At 61.6% G+C, this 13,895-nt stretch carries 12 protein-coding genes and 2 pseudogenes; 8 read left to right on the forward strand and 6 right to left on the reverse strand.

What is annotated here, in order from left to right; genetic code table 11:
* Positions 1–23 precede the first annotated feature (23 nt).
* From LG371_RS10285 to LG371_RS10300, 4 genes and pseudogenes are all read right to left on the reverse strand, one after another.
* Positions 24–1,025: a BtrH N-terminal domain-containing protein gene (locus tag LG371_RS10285; protein WP_225748422.1), complete on the reverse strand. Its 1,002-nt coding sequence runs from the start codon at positions 1,023–1,025 to the stop codon at positions 24–26.
* A 158-nt stretch (positions 1,026–1,183) separates the two neighbouring features.
* Entirely contained in the window at positions 1,184–1,444 is a 261-nt protein-coding gene (locus LG371_RS10290; protein ID WP_305054844.1) for a methylated-DNA--[protein]-cysteine S-methyltransferase, read from the reverse strand.
* An 89-nt stretch (positions 1,445–1,533) separates the two neighbouring features.
* Positions 1,534–1,710, reverse strand: a pseudogene (locus LG371_RS10295) (cysteine methyltransferase); the annotation flags it as partial.
* Between the two features lie 119 nt (positions 1,711–1,829).
* The gene (locus tag LG371_RS10300; RefSeq protein ID WP_023886953.1) at positions 1,830–2,087 is read right to left on the reverse strand and encodes a SemiSWEET family transporter; all 258 of its coding nucleotides are present in this window, start codon (positions 2,085–2,087) and stop codon (positions 1,830–1,832) included.
* 261 nt (positions 2,088–2,348) lie between these two features.
* On the opposite strand from LG371_RS10300, the gene parC reads away from it, so the two are divergent.
* From parC to LG371_RS10325, 4 genes and pseudogenes are all read left to right on the forward strand, one after another.
* Positions 2,349–4,658 carry a DNA topoisomerase IV subunit A gene (gene parC / locus LG371_RS10305; protein WP_225748423.1) on the forward strand — a complete coding sequence of 770 codons (2,310 nt, stop codon included), beginning with the start codon at positions 2,349–2,351 and terminating at the stop codon, positions 4,656–4,658.
* Positions 4,658–6,259, forward strand: coding sequence for a PAS domain-containing sensor histidine kinase (locus LG371_RS10310; protein WP_225748424.1), 1,602 nt, complete (start codon positions 4,658–4,660; stop codon positions 6,257–6,259). The genes parC and LG371_RS10310 overlap by 1 nt, the downstream gene beginning before the upstream one ends.
* Positions 6,252–7,825 (forward strand): annotated as a pseudogene (locus LG371_RS12445) (sigma-54-dependent transcriptional regulator). The gene LG371_RS10310 and the pseudogene LG371_RS12445 overlap by 8 nt, the downstream one beginning before the upstream one ends.
* A gap of 323 nt (positions 7,826–8,148) precedes the next feature.
* On the forward strand, positions 8,149–8,871 hold the full coding sequence (locus LG371_RS10325) for a class I SAM-dependent methyltransferase (protein ID WP_225748430.1): 723 nt from the start codon (positions 8,149–8,151) through the stop codon (positions 8,869–8,871).
* A gap of 157 nt (positions 8,872–9,028) precedes the next feature.
* On the opposite strand, the gene LG371_RS10330 is transcribed toward LG371_RS10325, so the two are convergent.
* Both LG371_RS10330 and LG371_RS10335 read right to left on the reverse strand, forming a co-directional pair.
* On the reverse strand, positions 9,029–9,418 hold the full coding sequence (locus tag LG371_RS10330; RefSeq protein WP_067592262.1) for a hypothetical protein: 390 nt from the start codon (positions 9,416–9,418) through the stop codon (positions 9,029–9,031).
* A 59-nt stretch (positions 9,419–9,477) separates the two neighbouring features.
* Positions 9,478–9,936 (reverse strand): hypothetical protein, encoded by a 459-nt coding sequence (locus LG371_RS10335; protein ID WP_225748426.1) that lies wholly within the window; start codon positions 9,934–9,936, stop codon positions 9,478–9,480.
* 503 nt (positions 9,937–10,439) lie between these two features.
* Here LG371_RS10335 and LG371_RS10340 point away from each other — a divergent pair.
* The 4 genes from LG371_RS10340 to LG371_RS10355 form a co-directional block, all read left to right on the forward strand.
* Positions 10,440–10,964, forward strand: a complete 525-nt coding sequence (locus LG371_RS10340) for a hypothetical protein (protein ID WP_067592448.1) — start codon at positions 10,440–10,442, stop codon at positions 10,962–10,964.
* Between the two features lie 145 nt (positions 10,965–11,109).
* Positions 11,110–13,092: a DUF3488 and transglutaminase-like domain-containing protein gene (locus tag LG371_RS10345; protein WP_225748427.1), complete on the forward strand. Its 1,983-nt coding sequence runs from the start codon at positions 11,110–11,112 to the stop codon at positions 13,090–13,092.
* Between the two features lie 140 nt (positions 13,093–13,232).
* On the forward strand, positions 13,233–13,499 hold the full coding sequence (locus LG371_RS10350) for a DUF333 domain-containing protein (RefSeq protein ID WP_225748428.1): 267 nt from the start codon (positions 13,233–13,235) through the stop codon (positions 13,497–13,499).
* 182 nt (positions 13,500–13,681) lie between these two features.
* Positions 13,682–13,895 (forward strand): AAA family ATPase (locus tag LG371_RS10355; protein ID WP_225748429.1); only part of this gene is annotated, 214 nt, incomplete at its 3' end.

Consider the following 13,895-nt stretch of genomic DNA (forward strand, 5'->3'; position numbering starts at 1 on the left):
GCCTCTTGCCATCCGCGCAGCTGCTATTTTGCGCCACGCAACAGCCCGCGCCACAGCCGTTCTTCCCTATCCGCAATCTCCCGCAGGAAAGTGGCAATTTGCGCGCAGCCCTGTTCACCCGGACGTTTGCACTGCTTCACGCACAAGCTGGCGAGCTGGCGCCATTGATCGCCGATGTCGGTCATTTCCTGCGAGGCGGCCTGCCAATCGGGGCGCGCGCAAATATCGGCGGCCTGCTCGAGGAAGTAGGCGTAGAGGTAGCGGAAGCCGGCGCCGCCGGTGCCGATTTCTTCCTGCATGCGCACCAGGTGGCCAAGCCACAGTTTTTGGTATTTGGCATCCGCCTGCGGCAGGCGTTCGATTTTCTTGGCCACGGTACGCATGCCGCGCACGCCCACAAAAAATACGGGCGCGAGCATGTGTTTGGCGTTGCGGCGGACGGCATCGCGCAACAGGCTGGGCAAACGCGCGGCCAGCTGCTGTTTTTCAGGTAGCCTTTGCGCATCCACGGTATACATCAGGCCTTTGCCGGCAAGCGTGCCTTTGGCGAAACGGGCACGCTGCAAATCGGCGGCGGGGCAGCGCTGCGGGCATTCGAACACCGGGTCGCTAATCAGATAATCGCCGCCCTCGCGGCCATAAACCAGGAGGTTGTGCGCGTTGAAGTGAAAGCACATTTCGGGCGGGAAATACGGCAGCCAATACACGGAAGTCTGCAAGCCCACCGGCCGGCCTTGCGCCAGCTCGGCATCCAGCGCGGCGGCGCCCTGCTCGGGGCGGGCAAATTTTTGCAGTTTCAAACGGATGCCCAAGGCGCGGCACACGTTTTTGATGATGCTGCGCGGGGCGGCACGGTAGGAAATCAGCGGCATGCCATTGAGCTTGACGACGGGTAGGTAAACGAAGGTGAGCGCGTGCGCCAAGCCGAACACCATGGCTTCGTTGAGGTCGTAGCCGTGGTGTTTGAGCAGGGTGGAAACGACGCCGCTTTCGCAGTGGGCGGTGTGCTGGTGGGTGAAATTCATGGCGGATGTGCGGTGGGACGGGGTGGCGGATGATACGCGAAAACGGGGGCAGGTGGAATTTCAGGTAGCCTTTGGCGGGCGGGAAGGCTACCTGAAAACGCGGCTTCAACGCATTCAAATACGGCGCGGCAAAGTTTCCGTGCAGCGGGCGCGCGGCATCAGCCGAGCAAATCGGGCTGCGCCTGATGCCGCCCGTGTTCGTGGTCGAGCAGCCATTGTTTGCGCTGCAGGCCGCCGCCGTAGCCGGTGAGGCTGCCGTCTTTGCCGATGACGCGGTGGCAGGGAATGAGGATGGAGAGGCGGTTGGCACCGTTGGCGGCGGCCACGGCGCGCACGGCGGCAGGGTTGCCGAGCTGTTCGGCCAGCGCCTGATAATGGGTGGTTTCGCCGTAGGGGATGGTTTGCAGCGCGTTCCACACCCGCCGCTGAAACGGGCTGCCGGGGCGTGCAGAGGCACGCTAAACTCGCGGCGCGTACCTTGAAAATATTCGCCCAGCTGGGTTTGCACCAGTCGGGTGTGTTCGTTTTCGCCCTGCTTGGTTTGGCAGCCGAGCAGGCGCTGGAGATCGCGCAATTCATCGTCGATGCGCCGGCTGCCGGCAAATTCGAGCAGGCACAGGCCGCGCTCGCTGGCGGCGGCAAGGATATTGCCCAAGGGCGAGGGGAAGGAGTGCAGATAGAGCATGGGCTTGTGGTTGGGTTTAGATAAGTGTTTGCTGGGCAGAAACCCTGCAATGTTTTCAGGTAGCCTGCCGTGTTGGCAAAAGGCTACCTGAAAACGTGGCTACTGCGAAGTTAAAAGGTTTACAGCGCGGTAAAACAGGCTGCCAAACCCAAAAAGATGCCCGGTACGTTGGCCACCACAATCGGCCAGTCGCGCGGTTTTTTAAACAGGCCGTAGCCAGTCCACAACGTGCAGTTTACAAAAGCCACAAAGGGCTGCACCGGATTGCCTTTATGCCCGGCCAGGTTGTCGGCAATCTGCGGAATGTAGGCCACATACATGCCCACAGCCATGATGCTGGCCACGATGCCTAAAATCTTGATTTGTTTTTCAGTCATTATTTTTACCTCTTAAAAGTGAGTCAGACGTTTCATGCCGGTATGCGCCGGCTTCCCGGTTTCAAGTAGCCTGTATCCATACGGGCCAGCTGAAAGCGTGCAATTATAAGACCCACTCCCCCGCCGTCCGCAAGGCACACTACAAAACTTAACCTGTTCTCCCGCGATGGTTTCAGCCAGCCCCACCGCCCAGCAGGCTACCTGAAAACCCTTGCTTGCTTTACAATTACGGCGTTTAGCAACCGAAACTCCAGCCACACCATGCCAGAAAACACCGCATCCGCTGAAAACAGCGACATCTTGCTGCTCGCCCCCTACGCCGAACGCGCCTACCTCGAATACGCTATGAGCGTGGTAAAAGGCCGCGCCCTGCCCGACGTGGGCGACGGCCAAAAGCCCGTGCAGCGGCGCATCCTGTTTGCCATGAAGGAAATGGGGCTGGCCGCCAATTCCAAGCCGGTGAAATCCGCGCGCGTGGTGGGCGAAATTCTGGGCAAATACCACCCGCACGGCGACGCTTCCGCCTACGACGCCATGGTACGCATGGCGCAAGACTTCACCCTGCGCTATCCCTTAATCGACGGCATCGGCAACTTCGGCTCGCGCGACGGCGACAGCGCCGCCGCCATGCGCTACACCGAAGCCCGCCTCACCCCCATCGCCGAGCTGCTGCTTTCCGAGCTGCACCAAGGCACGGTGGATTTCGTGCCCAACTACGACGGCGCGTTTGAAGAGCCCGTTGCCCTGCCCGCCCGCCTGCCCATGGTGCTGCTCAACGGCGCCTCCGGCATTGCCGTGGGCATGGCCACCGAAATCCCGCCGCACAACCTGGGCGAAGTTACCGCCGCCGCTGTGGCCCTGCTCAAAAAGCCCACGCTCACCACCGCCGAGCTGATGGAGCACATTCCCGCCCCCGATTTCGCCGGCGGCGGCCACATCATCACCCCGGCCAAAGACCTGCTCCAGCTCTACGAAACCGGCAAAGGCAGCATCCGCGTGCGCGCCCGCTACGAAATCGAAAAACTGGCACGCGGCCAATGGCGCCTCGTCATCACCGAGCTGCCGCCCAACACCAGCGCGCAGAAAATCCTGGCCGAAATCGAAGAGCAAACCAACCCCAAGCCCAAATCCGGCAAAAAACAGCTCAACCAAGACCAGCTCAACACCAAAAAGCTGATGCTCGAGCTCATCGACAAAGTGCGCGACGAGAGCGACGGCGAACACCCCGTGCGCCTCGTGTTCGAACCCAAATCCAGCCGCATCGAGCCGGATAACTTCATCAACACCCTAATGGCGCAAACCGGGCTGGAAGGCAATGTGCCGGCCAATCTGGTGATGATCGGGCTCGACAACCGCCCCGCGCAGAAAAACCTCAAAACCATCCTGCAAGAATGGCTCGATTACCGCGTGTCCACCGTCACCCGCCGCCTGGCGTACCGCCTCGAACAGGTGCTCAAACGCATCCACATCCTCGACGGCCGCATGACCGCCTTCCTGCACATCGACGAGGTTATCCGCGTTATCCGCGAAGCCGACGAGCCCAAGCCCGAACTGATGGCCGCCTTCGGCCTCTCCGAAATCCAAGCCGAAGATATTTTGGAAATCCGCCTGCGCCAGCTCGCCCGCCTGGAAGGATTCAAGCTGGAGCAAGAGCTGGCCGACCTGCGCGAAGAAGAAGGCTACCTGAAAAACCTGCTGGCCGACGAAGGCGCCAAGAAAAAGCTCGTCATCAAAGAAATACAGGCCGACGCCAAACAGTTTGGCGACCCGCGCCGCACGCTGGTGGCCGAAGCCGAACGCGCCGCGCTCACCCACACCACCGCCGATGAGCCGGTAACGCTCATCCTCTCGCAGCAGGGCTGGATACGCAGCCGCTCCGGGCACGGGCTGGATTTGTCGGCCACCACCTTCAAAGAGGGCGACGCCTTGCAGCAAACGCTGGAAACGCGCACCGTCGACCCCGTGGTGGTGTTCGACACGCTCGGCCGCAGCTATACCATCGACCCGGCCGAAATCCCCGGCGGTCGCGGCGACGGCGTGCCGCTGGCCTCGCTGATTGAATTACAGCCCGGTGCCGCCGTGCTCGCCATGCTGGCCGGCCAGCCGCAAGACCACTACCTACTCGCCGGCAGCGGTGGCTACGGCTTCATCGCCAAGCTGGGCGATTTGGTGGGGCGCGTGAAAGCGGGCAAGGAAGTGGTGAAGCTGGAAAGCGGCGAAACCATGCTGCCACCGTTGCCGGTGCGCCAATCTTCGCTCATCAACCCGGATTGCCGCTTGGTGCTGGCCAGCGAGGGCAAATACCTGCTCGCCTTCCCGATAGGCGAATTGAAAGTGATGGCCAAGGGGCGCGGCCTGCAACTGATGTCGCTGCGCGGCGGCGACAAGCTGCAACTGGCAGCTTTGGTGTCCACACCGGATTTCTGGGCAGAAAGCAAGGGCAGGCGCGGCGCGGCGCACCGCGAACGGCTGCGCGTGCAAGATATTGAAGGCAAACGCGGGCACAAAGGCCGGCTGCTGGAAGTTTCAGGTAGCCTCACCGCACTCTCTGCCACACAGGAGGCTTCGTGATGCCCGCTTTTCTGCGCCCCGATCAGGAAATAGACAGCCAGTTCGACCGCCTGCCCTGGCTGATGAACATCGCCCGCGTGAGCCTACTGCTCTCACTGCTTACTTTCCACGTGCTGGTAAACGCCTACGGCAGCAATGTGGGCATGGCGCGGCTGGCGGCGATGCCCATCTTCAGCAGCCGCTTCTATATTTGGGCAGCGGCCTACGGCGGCCTCATCGTATTCAGCATGGCCTTCCCCAACTGGCAGCGGCAAGACAACAACCTGCCCAACATCAGCGCGGTGGCCGACATCACCATGATGGTGCTGCTGATGCACCTAGCCGGCGGCATTTCCTCCGGCTTCGGCATCCTGATCCTGCCCTTTATCGGCGTATCCTGCCTGCTCAGCCACGGTCGCTATCCGCTGCTGTATGCCTCCTACGTGGCCCTGCTGCTGATTATCGGCACTTGGCTGCGCTATTGGCCGCTGGAAGCCAACACCCAGAGCGGCAGTAATGCGATTATCCACACGCTGGTGCTCTCCGCAGCAGGCTATCTGGTGGCGCTGCTCACCTCGTTTTACGCCTCCTTCCTCAACCGCGCCGCCTCCACCCTGAGCAAACACCGCCGTGCCTTCGACCGCCTCAAAGGCTTAAACGAATTGGTGCTGAACCATGTGTCTGAAGCTGTGGTGGTGGTGGACGCCAGCAGCCGTATTTGGCTGATGAACCGCCAGGCCGGCCACTATTTCCCCTATGTGCAGGTAGACCGCTACGAAGAAATATTTGCCCTGCTGGTGAAACGCTGGCAGCGCGCGCCCACCCGCAACTTCATCACCCATGCCGAGCTGGGCGGGCAAGGCGTGCAGGTGCGCGCCCGCCCGCTGGTGCGCAGCGACGAATCGCTGCTGATGCTGTTTATCCGCTCCGATCAGGAAGTGGCCGTGGAAGCCATGGCCACCAAGCTTGCCGCGCTCGGCCAGCTCACCGCCAACCTAGCGCACGAAATCCGCAACCCGCTCTCCGCCATCCGCCAATCCAATGACCTCCTAGCAGAAGAAGACGAAGACCCGATGACCGCCAAACTGCGCGGCATCATCGACAACAACATCCAGCGCATCGACAAAATGCTGGAAGAAGTGAGCAGCCTAAACAAGAGCGACCGCCTCAACGGCCAAAGCATCAACCTGATGAAATTCTGGCTCGATTTCAAGCAGGAATTCCTGCTCACCCGCCCCGAAGCCAGAAACGCAGTTCACCTCTATATGCAGGGCGGCCCGCTGAAAGTGTATTTCGACAAAATGCACCTGCAGCAGATTCTGTGGAACCTCATCAACAACGCCTGGCAACACGGCAGCCAAGGCCGCGACTCCATCACCGTGATGGTGAAGCCCACCGACGACGGCATCGCCGTATCGCTCACCGTGATGGACGACGGGCCCGGCGTATCGCCGGAAAACCAGCCGCGCCTGTTCGAGCCGTTTTTCACCACCCGCGCCGAAGGCACCGGGCTGGGCCTGTATGTGGCACGCGAGCTGGCCCACGCCAACTCCGGCCAGCTCTCCTACCATCCCGAAATCAAGGGATTCGAACTAACCATGCCGAAAGACCTCAATGAGTAAACAAAGCCTGCAAAAACCGGTATTGGTTGTGGACGACGAACAAGATATCCGCGACCTGATGGAAATGACCCTGATGAAAATGGGCTTATCGGTGGAAACCGCCGAGGGCGTCAATGCCGCCAAAAAGTGGCTCGACAACAAAAAATTCTCCCTCGTGCTCACCGATATGCGCATGCCCGACGGCTCCGGGCTGGAAGTGGTGGAATACATCAACGAAAAAGAGCTGGATGTGCCCGTGGCCGTGATCACCGCCTTCGGCAATGCCGACCAGGCCGTGCAGGCCATCAAAACCGGCGCCTTCGACTACCTGCAAAAGCCCATCACTCTGGCACAGCTGCGCACCCTGGTGAAATCCGCCATCAAAATCAACGAAGAAGACAGCCGCCCGGCCGGCACCGCCGCCAAAGCAGAGCCGGCCGAACCCGTGGCCGCCGCCCAGCCCGAAAGGCTACCTGAAAAAAGCGAGCCCGCCGCAGCCGAAGCACCCCTCGCCCCCGCCGCACCCGCCAAACAGCCCGCCGCCAACCCGAAGACATCCCCCGCCTAATCGGCCGCTCCCCGCAAATCGAAGAAGCGCGGCAGATGATCCGCAAGCTCGCCCGCACCACCGTGCCCGTGTATATCGCCGGCGAATCCGGCTCCGGTAAAGAGCAGGCCGCGCGCAGCATCCACGAGCTTTCCGACAGGCGCAGCCGCCCCTTCGTGGCCGTAAACTGCGGCGCCATCCCCGAAAACCTGATGGAAAGCGAATTCTTCGGCTACAAAAAAGGCAGCTTCACCGGCGCCGACCAAGACCGCCTCGGCTTCTTCCAACACGCCCACGGCGGCACCCTCTTCCTCGACGAAGTGGCCGACCTGCCCCTGCACATGCAGGTGAAGCTCCTGCGCGCCATCCAAGAGAAAGCCGTGCGCCGCATTGGCGACGCGCAAGAAGTGAAAGTAGACGTGCGCATCATCTCCGCCACCCATAAAGACCTAGCCGGCCTCGTGGCCAAAGGCGCCTTCCGCCAAGACTTGTTCTACCGCCTCAACGTCGTCTCCCTCACCATGCCGCCCCTGCGCGAAATGCGCGAAGACCTGCCCCAGCTCATCACCCAGCTTCTGCGTAAACACCGCCAAGGCGGCGACTACACCCTCACCCAGCCCGCCAAACAAGCCCTCCTGCAATACAGCTACCCCGGCAACTTCCGCGAGCTGGAAAACATCCTCGAACGCGCCGTTGCCCTTGCCGCCGACCACACCATCGACGCCGCCGACCTCCAGCTCTCCAGCTCCCCCCTGCTGGAAGAAGACGAAGACGATTGGGGCAGCGCCATCGCCGCCGTCAGCCCCCCCGGCCACAGCGAGCCCGACGCCGCCCACCCAGCCAACGACAGCCAGCCGAGCGAGCTGCCCGGCTTTGTGCTCGGCCGCACCCAAGTGCAAGACTACCTCGACGACGTCGAACGCATGATCATCGAGCAAGCCCTGCAAAAAACCCGCTACAACCGCACCCAGGCCGCCAAACTGCTCGGCATCAGCTTCCGCTCCATGCGCTACCGCATGGAACGCCTCGAAATCGAATAGCCGAAGCATTTGGCAGAAACAAGGTGGCAGATTTTCAGGTAGCCTTTGAGGCTACCTGAAAATTTATCCGCATGAATACAAAAACATTTTCTGCACCCGTTTCCGCAAATGCTATTGTAAATCGGCGTTGCCATGCCGATACCCTCCCGCCGGACGGCAAGCCGAAAGAGTAAAATACTCAACATCTCTTTTCAGGTAGCCCTCCTGCCGCCAAGGCTACCTGAAACCCCCGGCTACACTAAAGTTAAACCCCGCCGCAAACGCCAGCCCACACCCATCCCAGCCATGCACCCCATCCCCTCCTCGCCCCCGCCCCGCACACCCTGCCCAAACACGCCCGCCACCCCGCCCTCGTCATCACCCACACCCCACCCGCCTCCGGCCTCTACCTCGCCGCCGAAGAGCACGGCATCGTCTTGCACCGCGCCGGCAGCAAAGGCAGCGTGTGGGTTGATTTCACTGCCGGCACCGCGCAACACCGGCGGCTGCACGGCGGCGGCGAACTGCTCGCCAAAGCCGTCGGCCGCAGCAAACAGCCCACCGTGTGGGACGCCACCGGCGGGCTCGGCCGCGACAGCTTCGTCCTCGCCGGCCTCGGCCTGCACGTGCACATTTTCGAGCAACACCCAGCCGTCTACTGCCTGCTCGCCGACGGCCTCGCACGCGCCCTGCACCATCCCGACACCGCCGAAACTGCCCGCCGCCTCACCCTGCACCTCACCGATGCCGCCGCGCACATGCCCCTGCTCGCCGCGCAAACCGGCCGCCCGCAAGTGGTCTATCTCGACCCGATGTACCCCGAACGGCGCAAATCCGCCGCCGTGAAAAAAGAAATGGCCTTCTTCCACGAGCTGGTCGGCACCGCGCAAAATGATGCCGCCCTATTTGACGCCGCCCTCGCCGCCGCCACCGCCCGCGTGGTGGTGAAGCGCCCGCACCTGGGCGAGTTCCTCTGCGGCCGAGAGCCCGACTACCAATACACCGGCAAATCCACCCGCTTCGATGTGTACCGCCCCTTGTCGCCCAGCCCGGATGCGGCTACCTGAAAACAGGCTGAATTTCTGCGAAGCTAAAGCACAGCTTCAACGCAGTTCAAACAAGAAAAGCGAATTGCTGCGCAGCCCAAGCAGCGGCTGCCATGAAAACAAAACCTCCCGCCGGCCACACGGGCTGCGGGAGGTTGGTTTGATCTGTTGCGGCGTATCAGCGCTGCTGGCTTTCCAGCAAGGCTGCACGTTCTTTAAACGCTTCGTGTTCCTGCGGCGTGAGAATCCACATTTCCACGATATTGCCCGCGCCGTTGCGGCGCAGCGCCACCACTTTGCCGGTGTAGTTCGGCAGCTGGCCGTGGGTGATGAAGCGGTTGTTTTCGTCTTTGATGCGCACGCCCTGCACCATATCGAAGGTTTTCGCGCCGTTGTCCAGCCAGCCCAAAGTCAGCACGCGCAGCCAGGAAAAGCCTTCCGAAGTAAGCGTAACCTGCGGGAAAGAGGCCGATTTCAACACTGCCACTTCCATGCTGTTGATGGGGAAGCGGTAGGCCCAAACCGTGCTGCTAAACGCCAGCAGCAATACCAAGAAATATTTTTTCATCTGCATCTGCCTGTGTGGGTTAAAACGCGTTCATTATAATGCCATCGATGCGCGCCCGGCTACTTGCACGCCGCCGGCACGGCCCGCCACACGCGCGAAAGCGTGGTGCCGTTGGCATACAGCCGGATGGTGGAGCTCCTCACCCCGCGCTGCTGCACGTTCATCAGCACGCCGTCGCGCTTGGTGAACGGATTGTGCAGCGCCACCGTGTATCCCGAGTTGGTGTAGGAGCGCACCTGGATGAAGTTTTCCGGCAGTCGCAGGCGGGTTTGCAGCTGTTTTTGCAAGCATTGCGCGGCCTCGCCCGGCGCCTTGTCGCTCTGCACCTCCACTTCCGCCCTGCCCCGCTCCGGCAGGCTGCGGAAACCGTATGCCGTGCGCGAACTGCCGATTTTCACATCATCGTTGTAGTTGATATGCGACTGCTGCCGGCGGATGCCCGCCGCCTCCGGCGACACACAGCCGGCCAACACCCACACCGGCATCAAACACAGCAACAGCTTAGAACACTTCAACATTCTTCATCCCTCGTTATAGTTTCCACAGGCCGCAGAACGGCAAGCCCGGCATCATAGCAGCCCTCCAAGCAATTTCGAAACCGTTTAACCCGCCTTTACCCCAATATACTGTTCCCAATCTTCTTTTTACACTATAAAGGCTACCTGAAAGCGCAGCTTCAACGAAGTGGACCGATGTTTTGGCCTAGCCCAAGCTGAGTTTCTGCGAAGCTAAAACACCAACCACAAGCCCCACCGCCAAGCATTCTTAGAACAAATATCCTTGACACCGCCTCCCCGCCTGCCTTAGACTGCGCCCCATGAAAACGCAAAACTTCTCCTTCGCCCCCTTTTATTGGTACCGCCAAACCGCGCGGTATCTTTTGGCGTCTGCATAAAACGCAGCTGCCAGCAGCAAAGAGAAGCTACCGCCCGGAACCACCCGAGCGGTTTTTTTATTGCCCACGGCAGGCCGCTCAAACATGGATCAAACTATGAACAGCCCAGCCGAACAGGAACACAAAATGACCGCTCTAGCCCATCAAATCAGCCAAATCCCCGCCACCCAGCCGCGCACCGAGCTGCAACGCTGGTACCTTGCCGTAGACGGCAACCAACACCGCGCCGATTTGCAGGAAAGCACCCCGCAAGACAAAAACTTCATGCTGTGCGAAGCCCTGCTGCCGCAAATCCGCACCCTCGCCTGCCTGATTGCCGCCGAACGGCACGATTTCGGGCAGCATAGCCCCGAAGTGTTCACTGAAGAAGCCGATTGGTTTGCCGCACGCATTTTGGTGTTGGGCGTGCGCGTGTTCCACCTCGACATCACCCTGATTCCCATGTTGCAAACCGCCAACCGCCGCGCCGCCGCCTACGCCCGCAAACACAATCTGCCCTTCACCCCCGCGCAAATGCGCATGAGCCTGCACGCCACCCGCCCGCACGGCGGCCTGATTTTGGAAAACGCCCGCTTTGCCGACACAGATTTGGGTATAATCGGCAACTCGCTGCAACTGAGCCACGCCCTGCCCGACATCATTGTCAAATAAACGTGCGGGCCGGTACCCGGAAGGCAGCTTTCCACAGCACACCACCCGAGCCGCCCCGCCAAGAAAAGGCTACCTGAAAAACCAAAGGCTACCTGAAAAATCATACCGTTGCAGCCAAAGTGGCGCTCTGCAAAACCAAAACATCATGCTCGTCCTCAACCCCGAATACATCAACCGCCCGCCCGAACGCCTGCCGCGTTTGGGCGTTCTGCTGCTTTTGCTGTGGATTGTGTTGCCGCTGGCCTTCGCCCTGCCCACCTCCGTGATCGTCATCTTCGGCGTGCTGTGGTTTATCCAGCTCGGCTTCACGCTGGCCAATGTGCGCGGGCTGAATCCGTGGCTGAACGCCATTGGCGGCATCCTGCTGTTTGCCCTGGTATTTTCCCAGCTGGGCACCGTGTTCGGCAGCGAAGGCGGCAGCGCCCTCCTGCTGCTGATGGTGCTGATGAAAACCTTCGAAAGCCGCCAACTGCGCGACTGGCACATGCTGCTGGCCGCCATGATTTTCCTCATCGGCGCCACCGTATTGCTCAACCAAAACATGTTTATCGGCCTGTGGCTCTTGGCCGCCCTGTTCGGCACCGCCACCTGCGTGGCGCTGCTCAATATGCCGTTGCGCCTCGCCTTCCGCCACGCCGCCACTGCCCTGCTGCTCACCCTTCCGCTGGCTGCCGTATTGTTTGTGGCCGTGCCGCGCATGAGCGAGCCTTTGTGGCGCATTCCGCAGCCCAACCAAAACCAAGCCAAAACCGGCCTCTCCGACACCATGCAGCCCGGCAGCATCAGCAATCTGGTGCAGAGCAACGAGCTAGCCTTCAACGCCACCTTCGACAACGGCTACACCCCCCAGCCCGCCGACCTCTATTGGCGCGCCATCACCATGAGCCAGTTTGACGGCAGCCAGTGGAGCGCCGACGACAACTTCGTGGAAAGCAACGCCGACACCGCCCTCACCCCCACCATGGTTTCCTACAGCATGATCATGCGCGACGAGCAAGGCCGCATCCCCGCGCTCGACTATCCCTACATCAACTCCACCGCCGCCAACTCACGCAGCCGCATGCACTTTGCCGAAGGCCACACCGTGCGCGTGCGTAGCCACGACGGCCTGCGCCGCTTCACCCTGCAAGCCGCCGTGGGCAACAGGCTACCTGAAAACCTGCCCGGCTGGCAGCAGCGCCGCCTCAGCGCCCTGCCCCGCACCGGCAACCCGCGCACCCGCGAGCTTGCCGCCCAGCTGCGCAGCCAATCCGCCAACGCCACCGACCTGGTCAACCGCACCCTCGCCTACTACCGCAGCCAGCCCTTCGCCTACACCCTCACCCCCCCGCTCGACGACAGCGCCAACCGCATCGATAACTTCCTCTTCACCAGCCGGCGCGGCTTCTGCGAACACTACGCCGAAAGCTTCGTCGTCCTCATGCGCGCCGCCGGCCTGCCCGCCCGCGTGGTAACCGGCTACCAGGGCGGCGAATACAACCCCGACGGCGGCTTCTGGCAAGTGCGCGGCAAAGACGCCCACGCCTGGGCCGAAGTATGGCTGCCCGAAGCACGCGCCTGGCTGCGCGTCGACCCCACCGCCAGCGTGAGCAGCAACCGCATCGAGCAAGGCCTCTCCTCCGCGCTCGAAGGCGGCGAACAAGAGCTGGTGGCCGGCAGCAACAGCTGGCAGTGGTGGAGCAAGCTCACCGCCGAAAGCCAGTTTTACTGGCAGCAATGGGTGGTGAACTACGACAGCAGCGCCCAGCAAAACCTGTTCCGCCGCCTCGGCTTCAGCGGCTTCAACCTGCTCAGCCTGCTCACCTTCCTGCTCATCGGCGGCGCCGTTGCCCTGATTCCGCTGTGGCTGTGGTGGCGGCGCAGCAGCCGGCGTTTTGCCAACCTCTTGGAAGAAGGCTTCGCCCGCGTGAAAGAGCGCCTGCTCGATGTAGAAAACGTCTCCCTCGCCGCCCTCGGCCCCATCGAAACCGCCGACATCCTGCGCGAGCAAGAACGCCTCAGCCCCGAGCTGGAAGACCTGCTGCAACAATACGCCCGCTGGAACTACGCCGACGGCCTGCCCTCCGCTGCCGAGCAGAAACGCTGGTACCGCCGATGCTGCCGCGCCATGCGCAAAATCCGGCTGTGAGCCCGCGGCTTTACTTCCCCAAACTTAGCTTAACGCCCAAGCCGCTGTTTATCTGTTATTTTTCAGGTAGCCTTTGATGGAGCAGTCCGGTTCCCTCAAAGGCTACCTGAAAATTTGTGATACTAGAGAAAGGACAACCCATGAAACGCTTCCTCCCCCTGATGGCCCTGGCCACCCTCGCCGCCTGCGCCGGCAACCAAGCCGCCACTTCCGCACCCGCCGCAGCCTCCGAGCCCGCCGTGGGCATGGCCAACCCCGCCAGCGTGTATTGCGTGCAGCAGGGCGGCAAGTCTGAAATCCGCAAAAACCAAGACGGCAGCGAATACGGCATGTGCATCCTGCCCGACGGCAAAGCAGTGGAAGAGTGGGAATACTACCGCGCCAACAACGGCGGCAATAGCAAATAAACCGCCGCCCACCCAACAGGCTACCTGAAAATCCCGACGCAGCAGCCGCATCGGATTTTCAGGTAGCCTGTTTGCACCTCATCCCGCGCACAGAAACACAGCGATAATGTTAGAATAGCGCCCGCGCCGCGCCGCCCGCGCGGCCAACCGTTTCAGTCAAGCATTCCAGCAAAGCATCCCACATGGCCTACCAAGTTCTCGCCCGCAAGTGGCGCCCCAAAACCTTCGCCGACCTCGTCGGGCAGGAACACGTTGTCAAAGCCCTGCAAAACGCCCTGGGCAAAGGCCGCCTGCACCACGCCTACCTGCTCACCGGCACTCGCGGCGTGGGCAAAACCACCATCGCCCGCATCCTCGCCAAAAGCCTCAACTGCGAACACCCCCGCGAAGGCGAGC

This window comes from Eikenella sp. Marseille-P7795 (genome assembly GCF_916618725.1).
GTDB lineage: Bacteria > Pseudomonadota > Gammaproteobacteria > Burkholderiales > Neisseriaceae > Eikenella > Eikenella longinqua.

Bases quoted from the DNA above. Each gene is read 5' to 3' on its own strand.
- LG371_RS10285 (WP_225748422.1), bottom strand. From the start codon at position 1,025: ATGAATTTCACCCACCAGCACACCGCCCACTGCGAAAGCGGCGTCGTT.
- LG371_RS10300 (WP_023886953.1), bottom strand. From the start codon at position 2,087: ATGACTGAAAAACAAATCAAGATTTTAGGCATCGTGGCCAGCATCATG.
- parC (WP_225748423.1), top strand. From the start codon at position 2,349: ATGCCAGAAAACACCGCATCCGCTGAAAACAGCGACATCTTGCTGCTC.
- LG371_RS10310 (WP_225748424.1), top strand. From the start codon at position 4,658: ATGCCCGCTTTTCTGCGCCCCGATCAGGAAATAGACAGCCAGTTCGAC.
- LG371_RS10330 (WP_067592262.1), bottom strand. From the start codon at position 9,418: ATGAAAAAATATTTCTTGGTATTGCTGCTGGCGTTTAGCAGCACGGTT.
- LG371_RS10335 (WP_225748426.1), bottom strand. From the start codon at position 9,936: ATGTTGAAGTGTTCTAAGCTGTTGCTGTGTTTGATGCCGGTGTGGGTG.
- LG371_RS10340 (WP_067592448.1), top strand. From the start codon at position 10,440: ATGACCGCTCTAGCCCATCAAATCAGCCAAATCCCCGCCACCCAGCCG.
- LG371_RS10345 (WP_225748427.1), top strand. From the start codon at position 11,110: ATGCTCGTCCTCAACCCCGAATACATCAACCGCCCGCCCGAACGCCTG.
- LG371_RS10350 (WP_225748428.1), top strand. From the start codon at position 13,233: ATGAAACGCTTCCTCCCCCTGATGGCCCTGGCCACCCTCGCCGCCTGC.